This window comes from Streptomyces sp. NPDC058326, from assembly GCF_042879855.1.
Taxonomy (GTDB): Bacteria; Actinomycetota; Actinomycetes; order Streptomycetales; family Streptomycetaceae; genus Streptomyces.
Genome location: NZ_JBHVZO010000013.1, coordinates 147,408 through 172,886 on the forward strand (window position 1 = coordinate 147,408; position 25,479 = coordinate 172,886).

A 25,479-nucleotide genomic window follows, 5' to 3' on the forward strand; every position below is an offset into this window, starting at 1 on the left:
TGCCACCCCTCCCCCCGCCGTCGGGCCCCGGCACACCGTGCTCCGCCCACTGCCCTCCGTACGGGGCTCACGCGCATGCGCCTGCCCAGCGGTTCGGAGCCCACGCCGGGCGCGCCCCGCTCACGAACAGGGGCGCGCGGCAGCCGCGAGGCCCTGACCGGGATCCGGGCCTGGCACGCCGCGGGCGCGAGACCCTTGCCGGGATCCGGGCCTGGCGGGCTGCGGCCGCAAGGTCCTTGACCGGGAACTCCGCCCGGCGCGCTCCGGCCGCGAGGTCAGCAGGATTCTTCCGCGAGCTCCTCGAACGCCTCTCTCGTCATCGTGCCTCGAAGGGTCAGCACCTCCCCGGCGGTCAGCTCCGCGAGCCGCCCGGCGTCGAACGTCACCGAGGCGTTGTAGACGTAGGAGTCATCAGGGTCGGCGAACGTCAGCTCGTACGAGTGGTCCGGTCGCAGGGTCTGTGGCCCCCGGGGCTCGGCTGCCCAGGCGGAGGGCGGGGCGAACAGGGGGAAGTCCGCGGCTCTGTTCAGTCCTGGGGCCTCCCAGCCGATCCAGGGCTGCTCCACCCCGGACGCCGCCGGGCCGGGGTCCCGCTCCTCGCCCGACGTCGCGGCGTCCTTCGTCACGGGGGCCGCGGTGCCCCGCAGCCACGGTCCCCGCACCCGGCCGTCGCCGTCGCACGACCTCAGCAGCGCGTGTGCGGTGCCCCGCTCGTCCGCGTACACCGCCACCAGCGGGCGGAGTTCCGGTGAGCACCCCGTCGCCGACAGCATGACCGCGCCGCTCAGCGCCGCAGCGGAGCAGAAGCGTGCCGCCCTGGCCGCCCGGACCCTCACCATGACGCCCCTGATCATCCTTCGTCCTCCTTCTCGTAACTGTCGAACCAGTGGGCGTCGAAGTAGCGTGCCGTGGAGAACGGGTGCTGACGGTCGGTGAGCATGCGGTAGACGAACTCGGCGGTCGTCCCGTCGAACCGCTGCCACGAGTCGGGGATGTCCTCCTTCGCGAGGATGGGCCACCGGTCGGGGTCCTCGCCCTCGGTGAGCCAGTAGAACTGGTCGGCCTGCTCGGAGCTCGCCCATTCCAGCAGCCCGCCGGGGGCCGGATACACCTCGTACGGCTCCCAGAGGCCGCTGCGGTGCGACGCGGCCCACTCGCCCAGCCACTCGGTGTTCAGGACGATGTCGTCGCTCCGGAAGGCGGCGCCGGGTACGCGCAGCTGGAGAAACCCGTCGAACGCGCCGTGCCCGAAGACCTCGGCCAGCCGCTTGTAGTCACCGGGCAGCGCGGTCCCGATGCGGGCCTCGACCTCCTCCCAGTCGACCGTACGCGCGGACGCCGTGTCCCATCCCGTGACGGCGACGACCCCGTCCACCCAGGACGTCACCTCCGCCAGGTCCGCCGCCGGGTCCTCCCGCTCCGCCACCAGCACCACGATCCGTACGCCGTCGTCGGAGCGGGCGGCGCCGCAGCCGATGAACCGGCCCGCGTACACCCATGCCCGCATCTCCACGATCCGGTCGCCGAACGGGGCCAGGAGCGGGAGCCCGGTCCTGGCGGTCACGGTCGGGTCGGCGTATCCGTCCATGGCGAGGTTGCGCGGTCGCCCGTACCGCCCGCTGAGCGCCTCCTGGAGCGCGGCGAGGTCGTTCTCGTCAGACGGTGCCAGGCATATGTGTCCCTCGGGGTGTCCTGGCTCGCCACAGTCCAGGTCACCGGTGCCGGGCCAGGTCAGCCGGTGGACAGCCTCGAGGAGTTCCTGTTCGTCCATGGCAGGTATTGAAGCGGATGCGACCGACATCGCCCCTGGCCGGCCGCCGCTCCACCGCTCCGCCACGAGCTCAGAAGTAGCTCAAGTCCCTTGCCCGGCCGGCCTCCGCCGGGCAACGTCGGCCCCACCATTGACCGATGGACCGGGGGAAACAGACATGATGACGAAGCAGACCTACCGTGCGGCGTGTGCCGTGGCCGCGCTTGCCGTGGGGGCGGTCGCCTGTACGGCCGACGGCGAACTGCCTGCCGACAGGGCGAAGAACGCGGCGGTCGCCGAGGCGTGCGAGAACGGCACGTACACCTGGTTCAACGTCGACGAGCGCGACGTGCTGACGGCCGTCGCCCCGAAGCAGACGCTCGGGGAGGGAGGCGGCACACTGACGCACAGGCCGACGCGGCTCCACACACCGCGCACCGCCGTCACCGTCGAGAAGGGACCACGGGTCGACACGGAGGCCGCACTCCGCTCCCTGGGTGTCCACATCGGGGACACGGACGCGGCCGACACCGAGGACTACGCGTTCGCGGACGTACGCCGGCCGGCACCACGTCTCGAGACGAGCACCACCAGCGTCCAGGGCGGCGGAACGTTCGTCGACTACGCGTTTGTACGGCAGGTCACCGGCGACTTCCGGTACACGTGCGGGAGCGGCGAGCCGGCCCGGGGCCGGGCGATCAGCTGGACCATCGACGGCTCGGGCGTCCTGGAATGCTCCGAGGTGAGCAAGGGCGTCACGGCAGAGGATCCCGCTCTGACAGCGGCCCGCATGTCCTGCGGCCCCGGCGCGCCGGCCGCGAGGACCGCCAAGGCCGTGAAGAGCTGAGGCGGGGAGGCGGGCACGCGACCTGGTCCCCCTGCGGCAGTCGGGGCGTGAGCGGCTCCGGTCGGTCAGGGCGCCTGGGGAGCGGGGGGTCCACCGCGCCGATGATCTTCGTCACGCGTTCGGCGGAGTCGACGGGCGGTGCCTCGGGCAGGGCGCGGAGCGTTCCGCTCCCTCCGGCCGGCTCGTGCGCTGATCGCTCCCTTGAGGGTTCCGTGCCGTTCGTGGACGTGCCACGGAGCGGCTGCTGTCAGGAACACGGCCGGCTGTCAAGGGGGCGTGACGCGATCAGCGCTGTCGGCCTCCCGCGCGCCTACAGGCCCGGGCCGTTGTAGGCGCCTCGGTGGGGCTTGGTGGTGGCGGACACCGGGTTCGCCCAGTAGTCGCGCCCTCCGTTGCCGGTGATCACGGAGCCGTTGTTCAGGGCGGGGGACGTGGACCGCAGCTTGTAGCCGTCGACGGAGTGGATCGTGTCGCCGCCGGTGCCCGGGCTCACGAAGTGCGGGTCGCCCGTGATGCCGTTGGCGGTGGGCCTCGGCACGCCCTGGAAGACGTTCCACAGCCAGCTGATCCCGGGCCCCGTGGGCAGTCGGGAGTCGGCGGTCCCCACCCAGATGTTGTTCTCGACGACGCTTTCCTCGGGCAGCGTGACGCTGAACTTCCGGTCCGTGCAGTAGAAGACGTTGTTGTACATGTGCAGCGCGGAACGGCCGGCGGTGACGCTGCTCATCCGGCAGTCGTTCTCGGAGATGTTGTAGCGGATGATCTGCCGGGCGCCGCCGATGGTGCCGCACCCGTCGCAGTCGAGGAAGAAGCCCCCGATGTTGTCGCGGCTGAAGTTGTACTGGATCGTGCAGGTGCCGGTGTTGCCCCAGTCGCAGTCGAACGCCTGACTGTCCGCCACGGACATCCGGGTGATGCCGTACACGGCGTTCTTCTGGATGGTCGGGTTGCGGTCGCCGAGCACCCATATGCCGGCGAAGTTTCCTCCGGAGAACGGGTAGACGCCGTTGCCGACGCCGGAGGCGTTGTTGTACTGGATCATCGGCGCGTCCGCGTAGCTCGCGATGATGCCGTCGCCGCCGACGTCCTTGATGACGTTGTGCTCGATCAGCACGCCCGCGCCCTTGACCGCCATGGAACCGACGCGGATCTTGAGGCCGCCGCCGCCCGTGTTGCTGACCTGGTTGTGGTGGACATGGACGTCGTTGAGGGTGGAGTTCGTGCCGCTCGCGCCGGTGACGATGCCGGCGGACTGGACGAAGTCCTCGGTGGTCGGGCTGTTCTTGTTCGTCTGGCCGGCCACGCGGTCGATGACGAGACCGCCGACGTCGAAGCCGCGGTGCGCCGTGCCGTCGGTGGCGGAGATCCGCAGACCGGTGCGGCGGGCGAGGGAGGCGGCGGGGTTGGTCAGTTCGAGGTCGCTGATGCGCCAGTGGTCCTGGTTGGTCAGGGAGACCACGTCGGGGGCGCCGTTCCCGTTGATCACGGGGAGGGCGCCCGTGCCGTAGCGGGTGAGGGTGATCGGGGCGGCGGCGGTGCCGCTGCCCTTGGGGGCGAGGGACCCGGTGCAGGTGGTGCCCGACGCGAAGGCGAGGGTGTCACCGGGGGCGTACGTCCTCGCGTTGGCCTGGGCGACGCTGTTGAAGGGCGCGGCCTGGCTGCCGTCGCCGGCGTCCGGTCGTGAACAGTCCACATGGGTGGTGGTCGCCGCGGCCGCGGCGGGGGCGCCGACGAGGGTCGCGCCGGCGGCGACCACGAGGGCGAGTGCGACCGTCCCGCCGCTCATCGCACGCCGTCCCGAGAATGCCCGAATGGCCATGACGCAACACCCTTCTGAAGGTCCGATGTCGCCAGAAGCTAGGTCCGGCCGATGATCGAGTCAACACATTGCTGTCGATTGATCGAATTTCGCTCAGAGGGGCAACGTCCGGTCAACTCTCCTCCATGGCGGGCCGGTTCGGGTCAGCCGCTGCCACGCTTCCGGCCCCGGACGGCAGGCGGTTCCCTCCGTGGTGCGGATACGGCCAACGGGAAGGACCCGCTCCGCCGGTGCGGGGCGGGAGGATCGAACAGGAGCGGGACCTGCGTCGCACCGTGGTCCGGGGGCACTCTCGTGCGCCCCTGTCGCACAAGCATCGCCCCGGTGTCACACCCTCGTCACACTCCCATCGTCGCCCCATCGCACTGGCCCGGCTCAGGATGGCCGGAAGGTGTCCGGTGCAACCCCCGCGCCCCGTAGCGCCGTTGATCACGCCTTCCTCACCTCACATACTGCGCTGACCAGCGGCGGGCGCCCGTGCGCCCGGCTGGAACCGACCACTCGACTTCGTCCCGAGCTCCTGGGGGAGACTTGCGCGCACACGTGCAGAGAGCACGCGCCTTCACCGTCACAGCGGCCACATCGGTGGCCCTGGTCGCGGGCATGACCGGCCCCGCGACATCGATCGCCGCGAACGCGACAATCGCACCGCACACGAACACACCGCACCTCACACGCTCCGGCGCCGACCAGCGGATCCGGCTCATCACGGGCGACCACGTGGTGGTCGGCGCCAAGGGCCGGGTGGTGGCCTTCGAGGCCGCCGAGGGCCGTGAGCAGATACCCGTACAGATACAGCGCGTCAAGGACCACACGCTGCTCGTGCCCAGCGACGCGCGGAGCCTGATCGCCGCCGGCAAGCTGGACCAGCGGCTCTTCGACCTCACCGAGCTCACCGATCCGCGTCTGCGCGCGAGCCACCGCGACGGGCTGAAGCTGATCGTGCAGTACGACGAGGGCGCCCGTGCCGCGCGAGCCGAGGTGCGTGCGGCCGGTGACACCCAGGTGCGGCGCACGTTCCCCACCATCGGCGCCGAGGCCATCCACACCTCGCAGGACGACGTGGCCAGGGTGTGGGAGGCGCTGACCGACCGGCAGCGGAGCGGCGCGCGCGCCACCGCCTCCGGCATCGGCAAGGTGTGGCTGGACGGTGTCCGCCGAGCGAGCCTGGACCGCAGCGTCCGGCAGATCGGCGCCGACAAGGCCTGGGAGTCCGGCTACGACGGAACGGGCGTCACGATCGCCGTCCTCGACACGGGCGTCGACAAGACCCACGACGACCTCAGGACCCAGGTCGTCGGCGAGAAGAACTTCTCCGGCTCCCCCGACACCGCGGACCGCGTCGGACACGGCACGCACGTCGCGTCGATCGCCGTCGGTACGGGTGCCAGGTCCGGCGGTGCGTACAAGGGCGTCGCACCCGGCGCCAAGGTCATCAGCGGGAAGGTCCTCGACGACCGGGGCTTCGGGGACGACTCCGCCGTCCTCGCGGGCATGGAGTGGGCCGCCGCCGAAGGCGCGGACGTGGTCAACCTCAGCCTCGGCGGCGGTGACAGCCCCGGCGTCGACCCGCTGGAAGAGGCGGTGAACACGCTGACCGCCGAGAAGGGCATCCTGTTCGCCGTCGCCGCGGGCAACGACGGGGAGTACGGCGAATCCTCGCTCGGCTCGCCGGGCAGCGCGGACGCCGCGCTGACCGTCGGCGCGGTCGACAAGGACGACAGGGTCGCGGCCTTCTCCAGCACCGGCCCGCGCGCCGGCGACGGTGCCGTCAAGCCGGACGTCACCGCGCCCGGCGTGGCCATCACCGCGGCGGCCGCCCCCGGCAGCGCGATCGACACCCAGCCCGGCACACCGCACCCGGCCCCCGGCTACCTGCAGATCGACGGCACCTCCATGGCCACCCCGCACGTGGCCGGCGCGGCGGCGATCCTCAAGCAGCGGCACCCGGACTGGAAGTCCACCGAGCTCAAGGGCGCGCTGATCGCATCCACCAAGGGGGGCGACCACACCGCCTTCCAGCAGGGCTCGGGCCGCGTCCAGGTCGACCGGGCACTGGCCCAGAGCGTGATCGCCGATCCGGTCTCGCTGACCTTCGGCGTGGCGCAGTGGCCCCACACCGACGACAAGCCCCTCACCCGGAAGGTCGGCTACCGCAACCTCGGGACCACCGACGTCACCCTCGATCTGTCGGTGACCACGCTCGGCCCCGCGGGCAAGCCCGCCCCGGCCGGGCTCTTCAGGCTCGGCACGACCCAGGTGACCGTGCCCGCCGGCGGCAGGGCCGAGGTCGACCTGGTCGCCGACACCGGCGTCGGCGACACCGACGGCACCTTCTCGGGGTACGTCACCGCCACCGGCGCCGGCCAGTCCGTCCGTACCGCCGCGGTCGTCGTCCGCGAGGCGGAGTCGTACGACCTCACGCTGCGGACCGTCGGCCGCGACGGCGAGGACGCCCAGCACTTCACCAACACCCTGACCGGCGTCGACGGCCCCGCCAGGGGATTCCAGACCCGCGTCGACAACGAGCCGGGCACCCACACGATCCGCGTGCCCAAGGGCTCGTACATCCTCGACACGGCCGTCTACGAGGACCCGTCGGACTACGCCAAGGGCACCGACTGGATCGCCCGGCCGAAGCTGGAGATCACGGGCGACACCACCATCACCCCCGACGCGCGCACCACGAAGCCGGTGGACCTCACCGTGCCCGGCATCGACAGGGCGGACTACGGCGGCTCGTACTACGAGGTCGCCACCGGCCTGGGCCGCGTCGGCAGCGGCTGGGTCCTCCACGGATTCACCGGCTTCCGCACCGCCCACACGGGTCCGGCCGTCACCGACGGCTCGCTCCTGCAGACCTGGGACGCGCACTTCATCAAGGACGCCACCACCCAGTACTCGGTGGCCTTCGGCGGTGGGACGGACCGGGTCGCGACCGGCTACACCCGGCACGTGAAGGCGGACGAGCTGGCCACGCTCAAGGTCGCCCTCGGCGCGTCCGCGCCCGGGAAGACCGCGCTCGCGTCCCCCTACGCCCAGCTGCCGGGGGCGCCGCAGGGCAACGCGTTCTCCGCGCCGCAGGCACTGCCGGGCACCCGCACCTTCCATGTCTCCACCGCTGACGGCGTGAAGTGGCTGACCCGGATCGAACAGTACGGCGAGCCCGACGCGTGGGGCTACCCGGAGTTCGAGGGAAGGTACGAGATGGTCCGGCCGAAGCGCTACGAGACGGGCAGGACGTACCGGGAGACCTTCAACACGGGTGTCTTCGGCCCGCTCCTGGGCGAGAACATGGGTGTCTTCCGCACCGCGCCCGACCCGGCCACCGGTGAGCAGCAGATCATCGGCTCCCTGCCGCTGCTCGCCGACGGCGCGGGCCACGCGGGTCTGACGAAGCACACCTCGGCCACGACGACGCTGTACCGCGACGGCGTCAAGATCGCCGAGAACGACGACCCGCTGACCGGCACGATGCCCTTCACGGTCGACTCGTCCGATGCCGAGTACCGGCTGACGGCCTCCGTGGAGCGCGAGGCGAAGGTCGCCGCCGCCTCCACCCGCGTCGAGACCGGCTTCACGTTCCGCTCGAAGCAGGTCGCGGCGACCACGGCGCTTCCGGTGTCCACGGTCCGCTTCACGGCCCCCGTGGACCTCGCCTCGCGCATCCCGGCGGGCATGCCCGTCCTGGTCCCGGTGACTGTGCAGGGCCCGGCGGCGGGGCGGAACCTGAAGTCGCTCGCCGTTTCCGTGAGCTACGACGACGGGAAGAGCTGGCAGCCCGTGAAGGTCCGGGACGGCAAGGTCTTCGTGAAGAGTCCGGCGAAGGACAGCGGCATCTCGTTCTCCGCCGAGGTCACGGACAGGCAGGGGAACACGTCGACGCTGAAGATCCACAACGCGTGGTACGGCAGGTGACGCGCGGTACGGCAGGTATCGCGTCATACGGCAGGTGACGCGGGGTACGGCACGTGTCGCGGGGTACGGCAGGTGACGTCGCTCCGGTGACGCGTCCCGCGTCACGACAATGTGCTGGAGGGCGTGCGAGAACGCCCTCCAGCACTGTCGTTCGCGTCAGGCGGTGGCGCTGGGGGTGGGGGTGGGGGTGGGCCAGGGGACGTCGGCTTCGACGGCGGCGGCGTAGTCGACGCCGGGGACGGAGAAGCCGTAAAGGCGGCGGACCTCCTCGCTGAACCAGTCGAGGTCCGCGAGTTCGGTGATGGACTCGCTGGTGGCGGTCGTCCAGCGTTCGGCGACGGCGTCCTGCACGGCGGGGTCGAGTTCCCACGTGTCGAGGCGGACCCGGCCCTCCTCGTCGAGGTCGAGGGGCCGGGCTCCGGTCAACTGGTCCCAAAGCTGCACCAGTTGGCCGACCGGGGCCACCATGGCGTCGCCGAGGACGCCGCGCAGCAGCCCGACGTACAGGGCGATGCCGGGGATGGCGGTGGACGACTGCGTGACGGCGGCGGCGTTGACCGAGGTCACGGCCCGGCCGCCCACGGTCTTTCCGAGGCGTTCGTCCAAGGTCCGCGCGGTGGCTTCGAGATGGGACTTCGCGACGCCGATGGTGCCCTGCCGGTAGATCGCCGCGGTGAGCGGTGAGCCGATGTACGACAGGGCGGCGGTGGTGAAGCCGTCGGCGAGCAGGGAACGGTCCGCCAGGAACGTGATCCACCGTTCCCAGTCGGTGCCGCCCATGACCGCCACGGTCTGCTCGATGTCGTCGCCCTCGGCAGGCGCGGTGGTGACCTCCTTCACCTCCGGGGCGCCGTTCTCGTCGAAGACGAGGGTCTTGGTGGTGTACGGCGAGCCGATCGGCCTGAGGACCGAGGCGTACACGTCGCCGGTGTCCGGGTCGGTGCGCCGGGGCGCGGCCACCGAGTAGATCAGGAAGTCGAGCCGTCCCCCGAACCGCTCGGCGAGGAGGGCGGCGACCTGCTCCTTCACCGTGTCGCTGAACGCGTCGCCGTTGATGAAGACCATGTCCCGGCCGTGCTGCCGGGCGAGCCGGGCGGTGGCGGCGGTGCGGTACCAGCCGGCCGTGCCGGTGCGCCGCGCCGGCGCCTTCTCGAAGCACACGCCGATGCCGCGGATGCCGACCCGGGCGAGGCCGGCGATCGTGGCGGCCAGGCCGTACCCGGCGGACGAACCGATGACGAGGGCCACCGGCCCGTCACCCTCGCCGGGGGCGACGGGGGCGGGGACGGCCTGCCACATCTCGTCCACCAGCTGTCGGCAGCCGCCGGGGTGGGAGTCGAGAAAGAGGAAGCCCCGGCTCTTGGGCGCGATGACACGTTCAGTCACGGTATGGGTCCCGGGTGTCGGCACGGACAGGAAGCGGCGGCCACCTCGGCCACCCCGTCCCACAAGTCTGCGGCCGTGGGGAGGCACATGGTGATCTTGACCGACACAACGATGTCCGGCCCGGCTTGGAGGGTTCCCACTGCTTCAGCGGGGCGGCCCTGGCCGCGCCACTGCCGTACGGGGGTGTCGGGGCGGCCACGAGCCCTTCGGCCTGCCCCGTTGCCGTACGGGGGTGTACGAGCCCTCCGGCCTCCCCCGTCACCGCCGTCCGCGCAGCCGCCCGAGCAGTCGGCGGGCCTGGTCGCGCTTGCGCGGGTCGGCGGCGGCACGCCGGGCCGACGCGATGGTCCGCCGTCCCTGCGGGCTGCTGGTGAACTGCCTGATGCGGGCGAGCAGTCCGGACATGGTTCCTCCTCGGAGCCGGGTCGTGTACCGGTCGCCTACCCCGGGATGCCGCGACAATGTCCGGGACAACACACCCGTACGCGACGCGCAGCGAGGAACCGGATGAACGACGCCTCTCCCTCCTCTCCCCTTTCTCCTTCGCCCGCCGCCCCTCCCTCCCCCGCGTTCCGCCTCCACCCCGGGGCACCCGACTCCCCGGTGATCCTCCACGTCCCGCACTCCTCCCGGACCGTACCCCCGGACGTGCGTGCCGGGATCACGCTCGACGACGCCGCCCTGGAGCGGGAGTTGGACCACATCACCGACTCCTTCACGGCGGAGATGGCCGCAGGGGCGGCCGAGGCCGCGCACCTCGCTCCCTGGCGTTTCGTCAACGGGCTCTCGCGTCTCGTCGTCGACCCGGAGCGGTTCCCCGACGAACGGGAGGAGATGCTGGCGGCGGGCATGGGCGCGGTCTACACCCGGACCACGCACCGCGAGGAGCTGCGCCCGGACGGATTCGACGGACACCCGTTGATCGAACGTTACTTCAGGCCCTACGCGCAGGCCGTCACGGACGCCGTCGCCGAGCGGCTGGCGACGGTCGGGCGGGTGGTGATCATCGACGTCCACTCGTATCCGACGAAGGCGTTGCCGTACGAGCTCCACGGCGACGGGCCGCGCCCGCCGGTCTGCCTGGGCACGGACCCGTTCCACCCGCCCGCGCCTCTGCTCGACGCGGCGCGGCGGGCGTTCGGCGGCTTCGGCGGCACGGAGATGGACACCCCGTTCGCCGGCACGTATGTGCCCCTGCGGTACTACGGGAAGACACCCGAGGTCACCGCGCTGATGGTCGAGATCCGGCGCGACCTCTACATGGAGGAGCCCGGCGGCCCCGCGGGCCCCGGCCTCGCACCACTGGCGGGCGCGCTGGCCGAGCTGGTCGCGTGGGCGTCCGTCTGACGGGAGGAGGGCTGTCGCGCGGGGCGCCCGCCGAGCGGAGACGCCCCGTCAGAGGCCGGTACGTGCGCGGGCACGGCGTCCGCCGGGGTGAATCCGCGACCGCTGTCAGTGGGTGATGCGAGACTCGGCCCCATGAAGCCCAATGACCCCAAGGACGACCTGCACCGCTACCTCACGTCGGCCCGCGACGCCATTGTCTGGAAGCTGGACGGACTGTCCGAGTACGACATACGCCGTCCCCTGACGCGGACCGGCACCAACCTCCTCGGCCTCGTCAAGCACCTCGCCTGCGTCGAGTTGGGGTACTTCGGCCCGACCTTCGGACGCCCGCACGAGGAGTCCCTCCCCTGGCACGACGAGGACGCCGAGCCCAACGCGGACATGTGGGCGACCGCCGACGAGTCGCGCGAGGACATCCTCGGCCTCTACGAGCGTGCCCGGGCCCACGCGGACGCGACGATCGAGGCGCTGCCGCTCGACGCGATGGGCCGCGTCGCATGGTGGGGCGACAACGGGGACGTGACGCTTCAGCGGATCATGCTGCACATGACGGCCGAGACGCACCGGCACGCGGGTCACGCCGACATCGTCCGCGAGCTGATCGACGGCAAGGTCGGCATGCGGGAGAGCAACAGCAACATGGCCGGCGGCGACGAGGCCGTGTACGAGGCCCACTGGAACCGCCTGGAGGCATCCGCCAAAGAGGCTCAGGCCAGGCAGGGCTGAGGTGAGGTGAGGGTCCCGGCGCCGAAGGCCGGTGCTGCGCGTCGCGAGCGCACCGGCCCTCGGCTCAGCCGTGGCCGCTTCCCCCCGGGCCGCCGGGGCTCGACGGCAGCCGTACTCACTCCTTCCTGAAGTGCTCGATCAGACGCGCGTAGCTGTCCTCGGCGTGGCCGTCCTGCACGGCCTCGTTCACGAGGCCGAGGGTGTACGCGGGGAGTTCGACGTCGATGTTCCGGTCTCCGCTCTCGCGGATCAGGTCCTCGATCGAGGGCAGGTGGTGCTGAAGCGCTCCGTACGGCGTGGCGTACTCACCACGGTCGATCTCGTCGGCGATCACGGGGAAGGACGCCAGGAGCGCGGCGACGGACGGCCCGGCGTCGTCCAGGAACCGCCGCATCTCGATGCCCTCGCTGGAGAGCAGTGCGGCCCCGTGGAGGAAGCCGTTGAGCGCGCCCCACATGGTGCCGTGCACGGCCATCCCGTACAGGGCCGGCACGCCCGCGTCGGCCGAGACCAGCGTGGCCCGGCCGCCGAGGAGCGCCAGCGCGGGACGGAAATCGCGGAACACGGCGTCGGATCCGCCGTAGAAGACCACCGTCTCCGCTGCCCCGATGCCCGGGGCGATCGTCATGATCTGCCCGTGCAGATACCGCGCGCCCTGGCCCCTGACCCACTCGGCCACGGCTCTGGCCTCCGCGGACGTCCCGTCCGTGAGGTTGAGCACGGAGCGGCCGGACAGCGCGTCGCCCGACGCTTCCAGCACCGCGCGGGCCGTCGCGTTGCCCTTCACACTGACGACCACGAGGGGACTGGCGGCGACGGCGTCGCGGACGGTCTCGGACCGATCGGCTCCCCTCGCGACCAGGGGGTCGGCGCGCTCCGGCGTACGGTTCCACACCGTGGTCGGGTGTCCGCCGTCCAGGAAGGCCCCGGCGAGCGCGGAGCCCATCTCGCCCAGGCCGATCACGGTCACGGCGGGCTTGGCATCGGTTCGTTCTGCGGCAGTGTTCATCAACATCTCTCTCCCCGGTCACGGTGGTCCGCCCCCGTCCTGGGAGCGCCACAGGTGCTGCACGAACCGTCACGCTAAAATCCGAACCGGAGTTGAGGTCAAGAACCCTCCGCGCGACAGGGGGCAAACCACCCTCCGCGCAAGGAAGTTGCGGGGCACTGCGATACGTTGATCACGTGACCGACATCGAATCGCGCATCGACACGTCCCGGCCGCACACCGCCCGGATATGGAACTACTGGACCGGCGGCAAGGACAACTATCCGGTCGACCGGGCGGCGGGCGACCAGATCCGGGAGCTGCATCCCGGGATCGGGGAGTACGCGAAGGCGGACCGGCTGTTCCTGGGGCGGGCGGTGCGGCACCTGGCCGAGCAGGAGGGCATCCGCCAGTTCCTCGACATCGGGACGGGCCTGCCGAGCGCCGACAACACCCACGAGGTCGCCCAGCGCGTCACCCCCGACGCACGGGTCGTGTACGTGGACAACGACCCGCTCGTCCTCGCGCACGCCCGCGCCCTGCTGGTCGGGACGCCCGAGGGCCGTACCGACTACCTGGACGCCGATCTGCGGGACGTCGACACGGTCCTGGCCGCGGCGGCGAAGACGCTCGACCTGTCGCAGCCCATCGCGCTCATGCTGCTCGGAGTCGTCATCTTCATCGAGGACGACGAGGAGTCGTACGCGGTCGTCCGACGGCTCATGGACGCGCTCGCACCCGGCAGCCACCTCGTCCTGTCCCACACGGTCACCCACCCCGACATGCCGGACGTCGACGCGGCGGTGGCGTTCTGGAACGAGCACGGCACCCCGAAGCTCACGCAGCGCACTCCCGCCGCCGTCGCACGCTACTTCGACGGCCTGGAGCTGCTGGAGCCCGGGGTGGTGTCCTGCTCCGCGTGGCGGCCGGAGACGCCGACGCCGGACGTCGCGATGTTCGCGGGCGTCGGCCGAAAGTAGGAGCGGGGCGGTGACGGGGCATCAGGCACCGCGGCTGGTGAGTCTCGGTGACGTCGGAGACGGCCCGCGGGTCCGCGCCTCCTCCCCGCGGGCGGCGCAGGGGGCACTCGGCGCTCAGGAGTGGTGCACGAGCGCGCCGCCCACATAGGTGCGCTCCACCACGGCCTCGGCGATCCCCTCCGGCGGTCCGGCGAGGATGTCGCGGTCGAGTACCACCAGGTCGGCCAGGTGGCCGGGGCGCAGACTGCCGGCGTCGTCGTGGCCGTTCACGTGCGCCGCACCGGCGGTGTACGCGGCCAGGGCCGTCAGCAGGTCGATGCGCTGATCGGGAAGGAACACCCGCTCGTCCTCGGACCCCGGCTCGCGCCGGTTCACCGCGACGTGGATGCCTTCCAGCGGGTTCGGGCTGGAGACGGGCCAGTCGCTGCCCGCCGCCAGGGTCGCCCCGGCCCGCAGCAGCGAACCGAACGGGTACTGCCAGGCCGCCCGCTCCGGACCGAGGAACGGGATCGTCAGCTCGTCCATCTGCGGCTCGTGCGCCGCCCACAGCGGCTGGATGTTGGCGATGGCGCCCAGTTCGGCGAAGCGGGGCAGGTCGGTGGGGTGCACGACCTGGAGGTGGGCGAGGTGGTGGCGGTTGCCGCGCCGCCCGTTGACCGCGATGGCCGCCTCGACCGCGTCCAGCGCCTCCCGCACGGCCCGGTCGCCGAGCGCGTGGAAGTGCACCTGGAAGCCGAGGGCGTCGAGCTCGGTGACGTGGCCGCGCAGCGCCTCGGGGTCGACGAAGCTGAGCCCGGTGTTGCCGGTCGCGCAGCCACAGCCGTCGAGGTACGGGGTGGTCATCGCGGCCGTGAAGTTCTCCGCGATTCCGTCCTGCATGATCTTGACCGAGCCCGCCCGGAACCGGCCGAAGCTCAACTCGTCGCGGCGCCCGACGAGTTCGGGGATCTGGTCGCCGCCCCGCTCCCGGTCCCACCACAGCGCCCCGGTCACTCGGGCGGTCAGCGAACCGTCCTCCGCCGCGGCCAGGTAGGCGTCGGAGGGGTCGGGCATGCCGTTGAACGAACCGAGCAGCGCGTCCTGCCAGCCTGTGATGCCCAGCGAGTGCAGCAGCTTCTGTGCCCGCAGCAGGCCCGCGATCCGGTCCTCCGGCGTACTCGGGGGCACGAGGCGGGACACCAGCCCGGTCGCACCCTCCTGGAGCATGCCGCTGGGGGCGCCGTTCGCCTCCCGCTCGATACGGCCGTCGGCCGGGTCCGGAGTGCCGGCGGTGATCCCGGCCAGTTCCAGGGCCCGCGAGTTCGCCCAGGCGCCGTGGTGGTCCCGGTTCGCGAGCAGCACGGGACGGTCCGGCACGACCGAGTCGAGCAGATGCCGGGTCGGCAGGCCGCCGGCGAAGCTCTCCATCGACCAGCCGCCGCCGGTGATCCACTCCCGGTCCGGGTGCGCCTCGGCGAAGGAGCGGATCCGTTCCAGACACGCCTCGGCGTCGACGACCTGACTGAGGTCGCACGCGGCGAGCTCGCTCCCGCCGCCCACCGCGTGGATGTGCGCGTCCTGGAAACCCGGCAGCAGCAGCTTGCCCGTCAGATCCACGACCTCCGTCCGGGGACCGATCAGCTCGCGCACCTCGTCATGACCGACGGCCGTGATCCGCTCGCCGGTGACCGCGAGTGAACTCGCCCGTGTCCTGGCCGCGTCCATGGTGAGGACGGGTCCCCGGGTGAAGACCAGATCGGCGTGGGGCATGGGGCGGCTCCCTTGCGTGCGGCGCGCCGGACGGGCGCGGGACGACGGACAGGGCGCCATGGAAGCCCGTCTGCCGTTCACACGTCAATGGCGTTGACGTAAGGCCTTTACCGGGGTGTTCGGGACCCCTGAGCCGGTCGGCGACGCACCTACGCCCTGTCGGTACGGAGAGCGGGACGCCACCCAGGAGCCAGCAGGAATCCGATGCCGTGCCGCCCTTTTCCGGTCCCTTCGTCAATGCTCCTGAACGGCGGGTTCTTGGACGTCATGGAGGGTTCTACGCGCGTCGGAATCCGTGCCGGTATATCGAAAAACACCACTCGGAATCGTCCCGATTGGAGATACGGCCACAACCTTTCGGCGGGGGGCGAAATATGCCCCGGGCCAGGAGAGAATTCCGGGCGCACCGTCCAAAAAGAACATGAGGAAAGATCCGTGCGACCAAGACTCTTCGGCATGACCGCCTCCGTGGCCGCATTCGGACTGCTGGGCTCTCTCGTCACCGCCTGCGGCTCGTCCGGGAGCGGCGGGACGACGCTGCGCCTGGTGGTCCCCGAGTACGGCGACACCCCGGCGACCAGCTCCAAGCCGTACTGGGACAGGCTGACCGCGGCCTTCGCCGCCGCTCACCCCGGGAAGAGGGTCGACGTGACGATCCACCCGTGGGCCGACGTCGACCGCGAGGTCACGCGCATGGTCCGGGAGGACAATGCCCCGGACGTGGCCCTGATGGGCGCGTACTCCGATTTCGCGGCGCAGGGGCGTCTCTATGCCGCGAGTGAGGTGATGTCGATCCGGACGGAGGCGAACTTCCTGCCGCCCCTCGCGAAGGCGGGATCGGTCGATGGCACCCTCTATGGTTTTCCGTTCGTGGCAAGCAGCCGACTGCTCTTCTACAACAAGGAGCTGTTCGAGGAGGCGGGGGCGAAGCCACCGAAGACCTGGTCGGACCTGAAGGAGGCGGCCACGGCGCTGAAGGAGGAGGGCGTGCTCTACCCGTACGCGCTGCCGCTCGGCCCCGAGGAGGCTCACGCGGAAGCCCTGATCTGGGAGCTGAGCAACGGCGGCGGGTACACCGACGAGCGCGGCGACTACAGCCTCGCGTCCGAAGAGAACACGGAGACGTTCCGCTGGATCAAGGACAACCTGGTCTCGCCGGCGCTGACCGGCCCGGTCCCGCCGGCCGAACTCAACCGGAAGGACGCCTTCGCCGCCTTCCTGCGCGGCGACGTCGGCATGGTCAACGGCTATCCCTCCCTCCTGCACGAGGCACGGGAGAAGGGCATGAAGGTCAACACGTTGAGCATGCCGGTGTCGGACACCCTGGACGACACGGCGACCCCGCCGGCGGCGGGTGTCGCCGACTGGATGATGGCCTTCAAGCACGACGGCAACCGTGAACTGGTGGGCTCCTTCCTGAACTTCGTCTATGAGGACAAGAACCTCAACGAGTTCGCCGGGCGCTACCACCTGCTGCCGTCGACGGTGTCCGCCACCCAGGCGTCCCAGGACGCGGCGGCGGACCCCAGCGCCGAACAGTTCCTGATCGCACTGCGCGGCGCCCGCCTCTACCCGGTCAACGAACCGTCGTGGCTGCGGGTCAGCGACACCCTCAAGCGGAACATCGGCAAGGCCGTGGCGCCGTCCGCCGACCCGGAGATCGTGCTGGAACACATCGCCGAGCAGGCGCGGGAGATGGCACAGGAGAGGTAGCGCGACCGGGCACCGGCCTGCTTGTCCTTGACCTTGCCCCAGTGCGCGCCGAGCGCCTCCATCGCCTCGCCGTGCCCCGACGACAGCAGACGCTGCACGCGGTTGTTGGCGAGCTGTCCGTCATCGGCGAGGTCGTCCGCGAACTCCCGCAGCGCGCCCGCCATCTCCCGGTAGGCGTCCTCGTCCACGTTGGGCCAGTCGACCCATGACGGCCCGTACGGACCGCCCGCGGGCCCCGGCCGTCCCTGAGCCACATGCTCGTGGTCCTGGGGGTGCCGTGGATGGCGTACTGTTGGGTCTACCGACGCGGGGTGGAGCAGCTCGGTAGCTCGCTGGGCTCATAACCCAGAGGTCGCAGGTTCAAATCCTGTCCCCGCTACTGAAGTGACATGAGGCCCGGATCCTGTGGATCCGGGCCTCATGCGTGTCTTCGCCGGCCCCAGGCCGCCCGTTCACCGGCTCAGGCCGGTGCGGGCAGGTGGATCGAGGCGAGTTTGGCCGGGTCGACGACGATGTGGATGCCGGTGATCCGGCTCGCGGTGACGCTGAAGGCGATGACGGAGAGAGGGGTTCCGTCGGGACGCCAGGACATGTGGCCGGGGACGCCGTTGAGCAGCACGGGGCGGTGGCGGGCGACCTCGCCGGAGAACATGCGGGCGCCGGCGGCGACCTTGGTGGCGCCGAGGGTGACGACCACGCCGGCGGCGGTGTCGACGGTCAGCCGCACGTCCGGGTCGAGGACACGCAGAAGCCCTTCGAAGTCACCGCGGCGAGCGGCCGCGCTGAAAGCCTCGACGACCTGTTGGTGCTCGCGGCCGGGTCCCGCCGGGCGGTCCGTGGCTCGGACCTTCCGGCGGGCACGGCTGGCGATCATCTTGGTGGCGTCGGCTGATTTGCCCAGGACCTGCGCGATTTCGCGGAACGGGACCGCGAACATGTCGTGCAGGACGAACGCCAGGCGTTCGCTCGGGGTGAGCGAGTCGAGCACGACGAGCAGGGCGAGGCCGACCGAATCGGCCAGCGCCACCTGCTCGTCGGGCGCGGGGGCGTCGACGGGCGTCACCACGAGCTCGGCGGACTCGTGCCCGTAGGCGGTTTCGGGGTGGGCCCGGCGGGATCTCAGGAGGTCGAAGCTGATTCGGCCGACCACGGTGGTCAGCCAGCCGGCCAGGTTGTCGATGGTCTCCGCGTCCTGGCGGGCGAGGCGCATCCAGGCCTCCTGGACCACATCGTCGGCGTCGGCGTGCGAGCCCAGCACGCGGTACGCGACGGCGCGCAGCCGATCGCGCTGGGCTTCGAACGTCTCGGCCACGAGGTCGGACGGGTGTGCAGTCATGGCTTGCGCTGCTGACGGAGCGAGATCCGGTTGCCGTCCGGGTCCACCGCTTCGACGCGGACCCCGAAGGGATAGTCCACGGGTTCGGGCTCCTCGAAGCTGACGCCTCGTCGGCGCATGATCTCGAAATCCTTTCGCAGGTCCTCGGATTCGAGGATGAGCGGACCAGGCGCGCCCGCGCCGCCCGGCTGTCCCGCGGCCGCCGGGTGCGACCACAGGATGATCTGCACCGGGCTGTCGGAAACGCCGACGGTGAGGAAACGCCCGTCGGGCCCCGGGAAGTCGAGCCGCTTCTCCAGGCCGAGTCCCTCGGTGTAGAACTCCAGGGCACGGTCCTGGTCAGTGACGTAGATCGTCACGTACATGATGCCGGTCAGCAAGCTGTTCTCGATTCACTCGTAGGAGTGACGCCTGCTCGTATGCGGTCGTCACACCTATGACGCGTGCGGACCGGAGGAGGTAACAAGGGAGGTCGGTCACCCAGACCTCCTGCCGGACTTCCGCACCAGCGGCCCCCAGACTTCCCCGTCCGCGGCCTCCGCCCCGCGGGTCCCGGATCTCGTCCGACGTCGTCCTGCCCAGCCGGGTGGTCGGTCTCGTCAGGTGCCGAGGGGACGTACCTACGCGCCGGTGGGCCCGCTCGGCGTCGGGTTGCCGGTGCGCGCCAGTGATGGGTCCATGGAACCGTCACCAGGGAACGGGGTTGCGGATGGGTATCGACGTGACGGTGGAGCGGGTGCTCCCGCTGCCGCGCGAGCGGGTGGCGACGTATGCCATGGACTGGCGCCACGATGCCGAGTGGACCCAGGGCATCCGGACGGCGGAGCTGACGCGGCCGGCGGACACGGGCGGTTTCGGGGTCGGGGCGGAGGTGACGCGGACGGCGTACTTCCTGGGCAAGCGGATCGACTACGTGCTGCGGGTCGCCGCGTACGAGCCCCCGATTCTGCTGGACATGGTCTCGGTCGCCGGCCCGATGCCGATGCACGTGACCTACACCTTCGAGCAGCTCCCGGACGGCGGCACGCTCGCACGGATCCGCGTGCGCGGCGATGCCTCCGGCCCCTACCGGCTGGCGGAACCGATGATGGGGCGCAAGGTGCGCGCGTCGCTGGTCAAGGATCTCCAGGATCTTCACCGTCAGGTGAGCGGCCTCCGGGAAGGGTGAGGGCGGCCATGACGTTCGACGAAGGACTGGCGGAACGCGTCCGGGCGCGGCTGGGTACGGAGCCCGAGTAGCCCTGTCCATGGCGGGCGCCTTCGCTCGCCAACTCCCCGTGCAGCACAGCTGCTTGACGCCATATCACCTCCCCCTCACACCTGCGGAAATCTTGACCGTCGCGAATGTTACCGGTAACAATCAACGTCGCCGGACAGCAGCAAGCGGTTTCGGCCCCCACCTTCATCCGGAGGCGACGTGAGCCGACCGACCACTCGTACCTCTCGCACTTCTCGCACTTCTCGCACATCTCGCACCGCGCGGAACCGCGTCACCGCCGAGGGCGCCGCCTTCAACCGGGCCGCCGTGGTCGCCTCGTGTGTCGGGTTCGTCCTCATCGGCGCGCTGCAGGCGCTCTACGGACCCGCGATCCCGGCGCTGCGCGACGAGTTCGACCTGTCGCCCTCGACGGCGGGGCTCGGCCTGAGCGCCCACTTCGTCGGCGGCGTGGCCGGGGTGCTCCTGTTCGACCGGCTCTACGGCCGGATCGGCAACCGGAAGATCCTCGGCAGCTCCTATCTGTTGATGGCGGTCGGTGCCGTCGGGTTCGCGCTCGCCCCGAACTGGCCGTCGGCCCTGGTGATGGCCCTGCTCGCGGGGCTCGGCTTCGGCGGCATCGACTACGGCCTCAACCAGTTGTTCGCCGTCGGCTTCGGGCGCCGCTCGGCGGCCATGCTGAACATCCTCAACGCGCACTTCGGCATCGGCGCGATTCTCGGCCCGGCCGTGATCGGCGCGGTCGGCGCCGATCACTACCCGGCGGTGTTCCTCGCGTTCGCCGCCGCCAACCTGCCCCTGCTGCTGTGCCTCCGTGGCGTCCGTGACCACGTGCCGGCCCCCCTCTCCGACGAGGAGTTCCCCGAAGGGACGGCGGTGCTGCGGCGCAGCCTGGCGTCGGTGCTCACCATGTTCGTCACCCTGTACGTGCTGCACGTGGCCGTCGAGGCGGGTGTCGGCGGCTGGGAGCCGACCCATCTGGAGACCGTGGGCTACGGTGCCGGGGCGGCCGCGACCGCCACGTCGGTGTACTGGCTGATGATGACGGCGGGCCGGTTCCTCGTGGCACCGCTCGCGCTGCGCTTCTCGGCACAGGCCATCATCACCGTCTCCTGCGCGGGCATGACGCTGTGCCTTCTCCTCGCCGCCGTGCCGGGCCTGGCCCCGTACGCGTACGGGGGCGTCGGCCTGTTCATCGCGCCGATCTTCCCGACCGGGCTGCCCTGGCTGAACCGTGCCGCCCCGCGCGCCCGCAGGGCCGGGGCCCTGGTCATCGCCGCGTCCATGGTCGGCGGCGTCGTGGCCGGACCCACGCTCGGGTGGGCCATCGAGTGGTCCGGCGTCCGGGCGGTACCGCTGCTCCTGTGCGTCGTCTCGGCGCTGTGTCTGGCCGCTACGCTCTGGCTGACCCGCGCCACCAGGACCCGCTGACTCCCGGATCCGTTGGCCCTCGGATCCGTTGACCCCCGGATCCGTTGACCCCAGGATCCATTGACCCCCGGATCCGTTGACCCCAGGCCGCGCCGGTCCCCCGGCCCGCCGGTCCGCCCCGCCGGTCCCCCTGGGCGATCGACACGGCGTAACGCCAATGCGAGGTAGGCCCGGTGCCGGAGCGCGTCGGCCACCCGGCCATTCCGACCACCCCGCACCACCTATGCTGTCACCACAACAGAGCACCTCCCCGGCAAGGCCGAAAGCGCGAAGGACTCCTCCGCCATGACCCGAAGCCCCGCCGACGGCACGGCGTCCGCCAAGGGGCGCAGCCGCCGCAGCTTCGCGGGGACCCGGCCCGTGATGGGCGACGTGGCCAGACTGGCGGGCGTGTCCAAGCAGACGGTGTCCCGTGTGCTCAATGACCACCCGGCGGTCCGGCCCGCGACCCGCGAGGCCGTCCTGTCCGCCATGCGCGCCCTCGGCTACCGGCCCAGCCGCAGTGCCCGCTCACTGGCCAGTGGCCGCACCCGGATGCTCGGCGTGATCTCCTTCGACGCGGCCCGCTTCGGCCCCGCCTCCATCCTCACCGCGATCAACTCCGCTGCCCAGGAAGCCGGTTACCTCGTCAGCTCCATCGCCCTCGACACCGCCGGCCGGGACACGATGCTGCGCGCCGTCGACCGGCTCAGCGCGGAGAGCGCCGACGGCGTCATCGCCATCGCCCCGCAGGAACGCGTCGGCAGGGCGCTGGCACAGGCCGGGATCGACACCCCCCTGGTAGTCGTGGAGAACGACCTCGGCGACGGCACCCCCTGGGTCGCCGCGGACTCCCGAGCCGGCGCCCGCACGGCCACCGAACACCTGCTGCGGCTCGGCCACCGCACGGTCCACCACATCGCGGGCCCGGTCGGCTGGACATCCGCCGACCGCCGCGTGGAGAGCTGGCGGCAGACGCTCGACGACGCGGGGGCGCCCGTTCCCGATCCGCTCTTCGGCGACTGGAGCGCCGATTCCGGCTACGCCCTCGGCCGCACCCTTGCCCACGACCCGGACGTCACCGCCGTCTTCGCCTCCAACGACCAGATGGCCCTCGGGGTGCTGCGCGCCTTCCACGAGGCCGGGCGCCGCATCCCCGACGACGTCAGTGTCGTCGGCTACGACGACATCCCCGAGGCCGCGCACATGCTCCCGCCGCTGACCACGGTGCGAACCGCCTTCCCCGAGATCGGCCACCAGGCCCTGCGGCTGCTCCTCGACCGCATCGACGGCACCACCGAAGCACCCTTCTCCTCCGTCGTCCCCGTCGAACTCGTCGTCCGGCGCAGCGCCACACGCCCGGCGGGCACGCCTCACCGCGTCGCCGGGCGCCCGACAGGGCCGGAGTCCGCCGGAGAGAACAGGAAGGGGCCGGACCCGAAGGTCTGACCCCCGACCTGGCGTCCTGCCTTGAGCTGACGATGCGATGTGCTCTGGAGACCGGCATTCTCGGTAGCGTGATCATCGCTGCATGGAGTGTCCATGTGTCCGGCTGGTCCCTGTGAGGGCTTCCGGCGGAAAGGTGATGAGGCTGCGATGAGTGAACTGACGAAGCCCGAAGTCAACGTTCCGGAGGGTGATGCTCCCACCGAGCTGACCATCCGAGACCTGGTCGTCGGGGACGGGGCCGAGGCGAAGCCGGGCATGGTCGTCAGGGTCCACTATGTCGGGGTCACGTTCGAGTCGGGGAAGGAATTCGATGCCTCCTGGGACCGGGGCCAGCCTTTCAAGTTCGCGCTGGGCGGCGGCAGGGTCATCAAGGGCTGGGACCGGGGCGTGAGGGGAATGAAGGTGGGTGGCCGGCGCGAGATCATCGTTCCCCCGTCTCTCGGCTACGGCAAGCAGTCACCCTCACCGTTGATCCCGGCGGGTTCGACACTGGTCTTCGTGGTGGACCTGCTCTCCGTCTGAGGCCCAGGGGGCCGTCGTGCCGGTACTCGCTCTTTCGACCGAGGCGTTGGAAGAGCGCGTGCGGCGGCGGGGCAGTACACAGCTCCCTTCCCCCTCGTCGATGTCCGGGCCGTCGTCCCGGATATCGACGGGTTATCCGATGTGATCACCCTCGCCGCTACAGTTCTGCCATGACGACCGCACCTCACCGCAGGTTCCCGGCCGACATCAGCCGAACCGGAGCCGAGTTCGACGGGACGTTCGAGGGCGCGCCCCCGCAGAGCCCCGATGTCCCGAAGCTCGCGCTCCGGGCAGATGTCCGGGCCGCGCACATCGGCGTCGTACAGGCGGCACGTTGAGCGAGGAACCCGTCCTCATCCGGAGCACGTGGGGGACCAGCCGGTACGTCTACAACCACCGCAACCCCGTTGGTCTCGCACTCATCGTCCTCACGCCGCTCATCGCGCTCGGCGTGCTGTTCGGCATGCGGGCCGAGTCGACGTGGAGCGAGGGCGAGCTCCGCGACGCCGTCGGCAAGGGCGTCCAGGACCTGGATGGCAAGCAGCACTACACGAGCCTGGAGGGCAACCACGGCTCCCTGATCGCGGAGGCGATCCGGGAGAGCGGCATCGGGCCGGGTCTTGGCGTCGACACGCGTGAGGAGGAGGGTGGAGGCTACACCGTCAGCACCGAGGACACCGAGGCGGAGTACTGCGTCCACGTCACGCTGACCCTGGACGACCAGCCCCCCGTGGTCTTCCCGGGGGCCGCCGACCGGCCGGCCCCCGGCCCGGACATGCTCGCCTTCTACGTGTCCCGGGCGACCTTCAGCGAGGGTTCCTGCCGCTGACGGCGGTGATCTTTCTGAAGCCCTGCTGCGGGCGATGGCGCGCAGACCGTCGCTGGAGCCGCCTGCTGCCGGGGGGCGGCGGCGGTCCGCTTCCCAGGTGGGGAACAGAACCCCGCCGGCTGCTGTGCTCCGGTGCCAGGGAGCGGCGGTGTGGTGGTAGGAGGTCAGCAACGGACCTCACAGCTTGCATACTCGGCAATGACAGGTTCTTGACGGGCAGTCGAGGCGCCGCCGGATTGCCGGTGCCCGGCATGCACAGCCGCTGCGATCCGGAAGAGTCTGGCCACGGAGTCACAGGGGATCGCCGTATCATTGCATGGGCTAAATGTTGACGGGCGGCCTCGCCAGGTCCGACGCGCGGGATGGTGGTCCGGCGGGCGGCGAGGAACGCCGCCACCACAGGAATCCGTCGGGAGTGCCTTGTCCAACCAGCAGCCGGCCGAAGCGCGCGCGCTGACGCTCCTTCCGTATGTCGTCATGGCGGTCACCGCCGTGGCCGACGTCATCGCAGGACCGGCCGTGGGGCTTCTGCCGTTGGTGGCGGTGGGGCCCGCGTTCGCCGGACTCACCGGCGGACCGCGCCGTACCGCGGTGATCGGCGCGCTCGCCCTTGCCCTCTGTCTCGCTCTCGGCTGGTACGACGGCCTGTTTCCCGGGCGGCGCGGAACGACGGCTCTCGTCTCGGTGGCCGGCGTCACCGCCGCCGGCCTTCTCGCCGCGGTCATGCGCCGACGGCGCGAGGCGGAACTGGCCAGTGTCCGCTCGATCGCGGAAGTGGCTCAGCGGGTTCTGCTGCGCCCCGTCCCCCGTACGGCAGGGGAGCTGAGCGCCGCGGTCTCGTACACCGCCGCCGTCGCCGAAGCCAGGATCGGCGGGGACCTGTACGAGGTGGTCACGTCGCCCGGTGGAGTGCGCGTCATCGTCGGCGACGTCCAGGGCAAGGGGCTCGACGCGGTCGAGACGGCGGCCGACGTCCTCGGGGCCTTCCGGGAAGCCGCCCACGACGAGCCGGACCTCACGGGCGTCAGCCTCCGGCTGGAGAGAGCGATGGACCGGGCCCTTGGTGGTGAACGGTTCGTCACCGCGGTGATCGCCGAGATACGGGAGGACCGGACCATGTCCCTGCTCAACTACGGCCACCCGTCTCCCCTGCTCGTCCATGCCGATGGCACGGCCCGGTTCCTCGACCCCGGAAAGCGAGCTCTGCCCCTCGGGCTGGGCCTCCATGGAACGAAGAGCCCCGAGCCCCTCAGGGCGGAGTTCCATCCAGGCGACCAGCTCTTGCTGTACACGGACGGCGTCACCGAAGCCCGGGACAGCCAGGGGACGTTCTATCCCCTCACTTCCCGGCTGCACCTGCTGAAGGCCGGCAGTCCCGAGCTGGCCCTGGACGCCCTCCATGGGGATGTCGTCGCGCACACCGGCGGCCCGCTCGGGGACGACGCCGCCATGCTGCTGCTGCGCTACCACGCTCACGCCGAACCGAGCTGAGGG

22 protein-coding genes and 1 tRNA gene are annotated in these 25,479 nt (G+C 71.2%); 14 read left to right on the plus strand and 9 right to left on the minus strand.

From position 1 onward, the window contains the following. Nucleotides 1–275 precede the first annotated feature (275 nt). The gene (locus ACFVYX_RS23650; RefSeq protein ID WP_389683429.1) at nucleotides 276–854 is read right to left on the minus strand and encodes a hypothetical protein; all 579 of its coding nucleotides are present in this window, start codon (nucleotides 852–854) and stop codon (nucleotides 276–278) included. Continuing rightward, on the minus strand, nucleotides 851–1,771 hold the full coding sequence (locus ACFVYX_RS23655; RefSeq protein WP_389683430.1) for a hypothetical protein: 921 nt from the start codon (nucleotides 1,769–1,771) through the stop codon (nucleotides 851–853). Before ACFVYX_RS23655 ends, ACFVYX_RS23650 begins: the two co-directional genes overlap by 4 nt. Nucleotides 1,772–1,928: 157 nt before the next feature. Here ACFVYX_RS23655 and ACFVYX_RS23660 point away from each other — a divergent pair, with 157 nt between their 5' ends. Next, a complete protein-coding gene (locus tag ACFVYX_RS23660) occupies nucleotides 1,929–2,597 on the plus strand; it encodes a hypothetical protein (RefSeq protein WP_389683431.1) in 669 nt (222 codons plus the stop codon). A 310-nt stretch (nucleotides 2,598–2,907) separates the two neighbouring features. On the opposite strand, the gene ACFVYX_RS23665 is transcribed toward ACFVYX_RS23660, so the two are convergent. Then, nucleotides 2,908–4,416, minus strand: a complete 1,509-nt coding sequence (locus tag ACFVYX_RS23665) for a right-handed parallel beta-helix repeat-containing protein (RefSeq protein WP_389683432.1) — start codon at nucleotides 4,414–4,416, stop codon at nucleotides 2,908–2,910. Between the two features lie 543 nt (nucleotides 4,417–4,959). Here ACFVYX_RS23665 and ACFVYX_RS23670 point away from each other — a divergent pair. Continuing rightward, a complete protein-coding gene (locus tag ACFVYX_RS23670) occupies nucleotides 4,960–8,334 on the plus strand; it encodes a S8 family serine peptidase (protein ID WP_389683433.1) in 3,375 nt (1,124 codons plus the stop codon). Between the two features lie 156 nt (nucleotides 8,335–8,490). Here the strand turns inward: ACFVYX_RS23670 and fabV are convergent, their stop codons facing one another. Then, nucleotides 8,491–9,720, minus strand: a complete 1,230-nt coding sequence (gene fabV, locus ACFVYX_RS23675; RefSeq protein ID WP_389683434.1) for an enoyl-[acyl-carrier-protein] reductase FabV — start codon at nucleotides 9,718–9,720, stop codon at nucleotides 8,491–8,493. Nucleotides 9,721–9,978: 258 nt separating this feature from the next. Further along, entirely contained in the window at nucleotides 9,979–10,125 is a 147-nt protein-coding gene (locus ACFVYX_RS23680) for a hypothetical protein (RefSeq protein ID WP_389683435.1), read from the minus strand. A gap of 102 nt (nucleotides 10,126–10,227) precedes the next feature. Here ACFVYX_RS23680 and ACFVYX_RS23685 point away from each other — a divergent pair, with 102 nt between their 5' ends. Together ACFVYX_RS23685 and ACFVYX_RS23690 are read left to right on the plus strand one after the other, a co-directional pair. Next, nucleotides 10,228–11,067 (plus strand): N-formylglutamate amidohydrolase, encoded by an 840-nt coding sequence (locus ACFVYX_RS23685; protein WP_389683436.1) that lies wholly within the window; start codon nucleotides 10,228–10,230, stop codon nucleotides 11,065–11,067. Between the two features lie 132 nt (nucleotides 11,068–11,199). After that, nucleotides 11,200–11,793, plus strand: coding sequence for a DinB family protein (locus tag ACFVYX_RS23690; protein WP_389683437.1), 594 nt, complete (start codon nucleotides 11,200–11,202; stop codon nucleotides 11,791–11,793). A gap of 115 nt (nucleotides 11,794–11,908) precedes the next feature. Here the strand turns inward: ACFVYX_RS23690 and ACFVYX_RS23695 are convergent, their stop codons facing one another. Then, on the minus strand, nucleotides 11,909–12,802 hold the full coding sequence (locus tag ACFVYX_RS23695) for an NAD(P)-dependent oxidoreductase (RefSeq protein ID WP_389683438.1): 894 nt from the start codon (nucleotides 12,800–12,802) through the stop codon (nucleotides 11,909–11,911). A 176-nt stretch (nucleotides 12,803–12,978) separates the two neighbouring features. Between ACFVYX_RS23695 and ACFVYX_RS23700 the strand changes: the two genes are divergently transcribed. After that, a complete protein-coding gene (locus tag ACFVYX_RS23700; RefSeq protein ID WP_389683439.1) occupies nucleotides 12,979–13,761 on the plus strand; it encodes an SAM-dependent methyltransferase in 783 nt (260 codons plus the stop codon). 114 nt (nucleotides 13,762–13,875) lie between these two features. Here ACFVYX_RS23700 and ACFVYX_RS23705 read toward each other — a convergent pair whose 3' ends face one another. Further along, entirely contained in the window at nucleotides 13,876–15,510 is a 1,635-nt protein-coding gene (locus ACFVYX_RS23705; RefSeq protein WP_389683440.1) for an amidohydrolase, read from the minus strand. A gap of 456 nt (nucleotides 15,511–15,966) precedes the next feature. On the opposite strand from ACFVYX_RS23705, the gene ACFVYX_RS23710 reads away from it, so the two are divergent. Further along, nucleotides 15,967–17,223, plus strand: coding sequence for an ABC transporter substrate-binding protein (locus ACFVYX_RS23710; protein ID WP_389683441.1), 1,257 nt, complete (start codon nucleotides 15,967–15,969; stop codon nucleotides 17,221–17,223). A 305-nt stretch (nucleotides 17,224–17,528) separates the two neighbouring features. Beyond that, a tRNA-Met gene (locus ACFVYX_RS23715) sits at nucleotides 17,529–17,602 on the plus strand. An 81-nt stretch (nucleotides 17,603–17,683) separates the two neighbouring features. On the opposite strand, the gene ACFVYX_RS23720 is transcribed toward ACFVYX_RS23715, so the two are convergent. Both ACFVYX_RS23720 and ACFVYX_RS23725 read right to left on the minus strand, forming a co-directional pair. Beyond that, entirely contained in the window at nucleotides 17,684–18,559 is an 876-nt protein-coding gene (locus ACFVYX_RS23720; RefSeq protein ID WP_389683442.1) for a sigma-70 family RNA polymerase sigma factor, read from the minus strand. Beyond that, the gene (locus tag ACFVYX_RS23725) at nucleotides 18,556–18,939 is read right to left on the minus strand and encodes a VOC family protein (protein WP_389683443.1); all 384 of its coding nucleotides are present in this window, start codon (nucleotides 18,937–18,939) and stop codon (nucleotides 18,556–18,558) included. Before ACFVYX_RS23725 ends, ACFVYX_RS23720 begins: the two co-directional genes overlap by 4 nt. 329 nt (nucleotides 18,940–19,268) lie before the next feature. Between ACFVYX_RS23725 and ACFVYX_RS23730 the strand changes: the two genes are divergently transcribed. From ACFVYX_RS23730 to ACFVYX_RS23760, 7 genes are all read left to right on the plus strand, one after another. Beyond that, a complete protein-coding gene (locus tag ACFVYX_RS23730; RefSeq protein ID WP_389683444.1) occupies nucleotides 19,269–19,727 on the plus strand; it encodes an SRPBCC family protein in 459 nt (152 codons plus the stop codon). A gap of 357 nt (nucleotides 19,728–20,084) precedes the next feature. Beyond that, entirely contained in the window at nucleotides 20,085–21,206 is a 1,122-nt protein-coding gene (locus ACFVYX_RS23735; protein ID WP_389683445.1) for an MFS transporter, read from the plus strand. 285 nt (nucleotides 21,207–21,491) lie between these two features. Beyond that, a complete protein-coding gene (locus ACFVYX_RS23740; protein ID WP_389683446.1) occupies nucleotides 21,492–22,634 on the plus strand; it encodes a LacI family DNA-binding transcriptional regulator in 1,143 nt (380 codons plus the stop codon). A 147-nt stretch (nucleotides 22,635–22,781) separates the two neighbouring features. Then, nucleotides 22,782–23,156: an FKBP-type peptidyl-prolyl cis-trans isomerase gene (locus ACFVYX_RS23745; protein ID WP_389683447.1), complete on the plus strand. Its 375-nt coding sequence runs from the start codon at nucleotides 22,782–22,784 to the stop codon at nucleotides 23,154–23,156. Between the two features lie 170 nt (nucleotides 23,157–23,326). After that, nucleotides 23,327–23,494 (plus strand): hypothetical protein, encoded by a 168-nt coding sequence (locus tag ACFVYX_RS23750; protein WP_389683448.1) that lies wholly within the window; start codon nucleotides 23,327–23,329, stop codon nucleotides 23,492–23,494. Beyond that, nucleotides 23,491–23,985: a hypothetical protein gene (locus ACFVYX_RS23755; protein WP_389683449.1), complete on the plus strand. Its 495-nt coding sequence runs from the start codon at nucleotides 23,491–23,493 to the stop codon at nucleotides 23,983–23,985. Before ACFVYX_RS23750 ends, ACFVYX_RS23755 begins: the two co-directional genes overlap by 4 nt. A gap of 477 nt (nucleotides 23,986–24,462) precedes the next feature. After that, nucleotides 24,463–25,476, plus strand: coding sequence for a PP2C family protein-serine/threonine phosphatase (locus ACFVYX_RS23760; RefSeq protein WP_389683517.1), 1,014 nt, complete (start codon nucleotides 24,463–24,465; stop codon nucleotides 25,474–25,476). Nucleotides 25,477–25,479 lie beyond the last annotated feature (3 nt).

What these genes read in the sequence shown, in the direction of transcription:
- ACFVYX_RS23650 (WP_389683429.1), bottom strand. Translation starts at nt 854, where the DNA reads ATGATCAGGGGCGTCATGGTGAGGGTCCGGGCGGCCAGGGCGGCACGC.
- ACFVYX_RS23685 (WP_389683436.1), top strand. Translation starts at nt 10,228, where the DNA reads ATGAACGACGCCTCTCCCTCCTCTCCCCTTTCTCCTTCGCCCGCCGCC.
- ACFVYX_RS23745 (WP_389683447.1), top strand. Translation starts at nt 22,782, where the DNA reads ATGAGTGAACTGACGAAGCCCGAAGTCAACGTTCCGGAGGGTGATGCT.
- ACFVYX_RS23690 (WP_389683437.1), top strand. Translation starts at nt 11,200, where the DNA reads ATGAAGCCCAATGACCCCAAGGACGACCTGCACCGCTACCTCACGTCG.
- ACFVYX_RS23705 (WP_389683440.1), bottom strand. Translation starts at nt 15,510, where the DNA reads ATGCCCCACGCCGATCTGGTCTTCACCCGGGGACCCGTCCTCACCATG.
- ACFVYX_RS23680 (WP_389683435.1), bottom strand. Translation starts at nt 10,125, where the DNA reads ATGTCCGGACTGCTCGCCCGCATCAGGCAGTTCACCAGCAGCCCGCAG.
- ACFVYX_RS23720 (WP_389683442.1), bottom strand. Translation starts at nt 18,559, where the DNA reads ATGACTGCACACCCGTCCGACCTCGTGGCCGAGACGTTCGAAGCCCAG.
- ACFVYX_RS23665 (WP_389683432.1), bottom strand. Translation starts at nt 4,416, where the DNA reads ATGGCCATTCGGGCATTCTCGGGACGGCGTGCGATGAGCGGCGGGACG.
- ACFVYX_RS23760 (WP_389683517.1), top strand. Translation starts at nt 24,463, where the DNA reads ATGGCGGTCACCGCCGTGGCCGACGTCATCGCAGGACCGGCCGTGGGG.
- ACFVYX_RS23710 (WP_389683441.1), top strand. Translation starts at nt 15,967, where the DNA reads ATGACCGCCTCCGTGGCCGCATTCGGACTGCTGGGCTCTCTCGTCACC.
- ACFVYX_RS23750 (WP_389683448.1), top strand. Translation starts at nt 23,327, where the DNA reads ATGACGACCGCACCTCACCGCAGGTTCCCGGCCGACATCAGCCGAACC.
- ACFVYX_RS23655 (WP_389683430.1), bottom strand. Translation starts at nt 1,771, where the DNA reads ATGGACGAACAGGAACTCCTCGAGGCTGTCCACCGGCTGACCTGGCCC.
- ACFVYX_RS23660 (WP_389683431.1), top strand. Translation starts at nt 1,929, where the DNA reads ATGATGACGAAGCAGACCTACCGTGCGGCGTGTGCCGTGGCCGCGCTT.
- ACFVYX_RS23695 (WP_389683438.1), bottom strand. Translation starts at nt 12,802, where the DNA reads ATGAACACTGCCGCAGAACGAACCGATGCCAAGCCCGCCGTGACCGTG.
- ACFVYX_RS23740 (WP_389683446.1), top strand. Translation starts at nt 21,492, where the DNA reads ATGACCCGAAGCCCCGCCGACGGCACGGCGTCCGCCAAGGGGCGCAGC.
- ACFVYX_RS23730 (WP_389683444.1), top strand. Translation starts at nt 19,269, where the DNA reads ATGGGTATCGACGTGACGGTGGAGCGGGTGCTCCCGCTGCCGCGCGAG.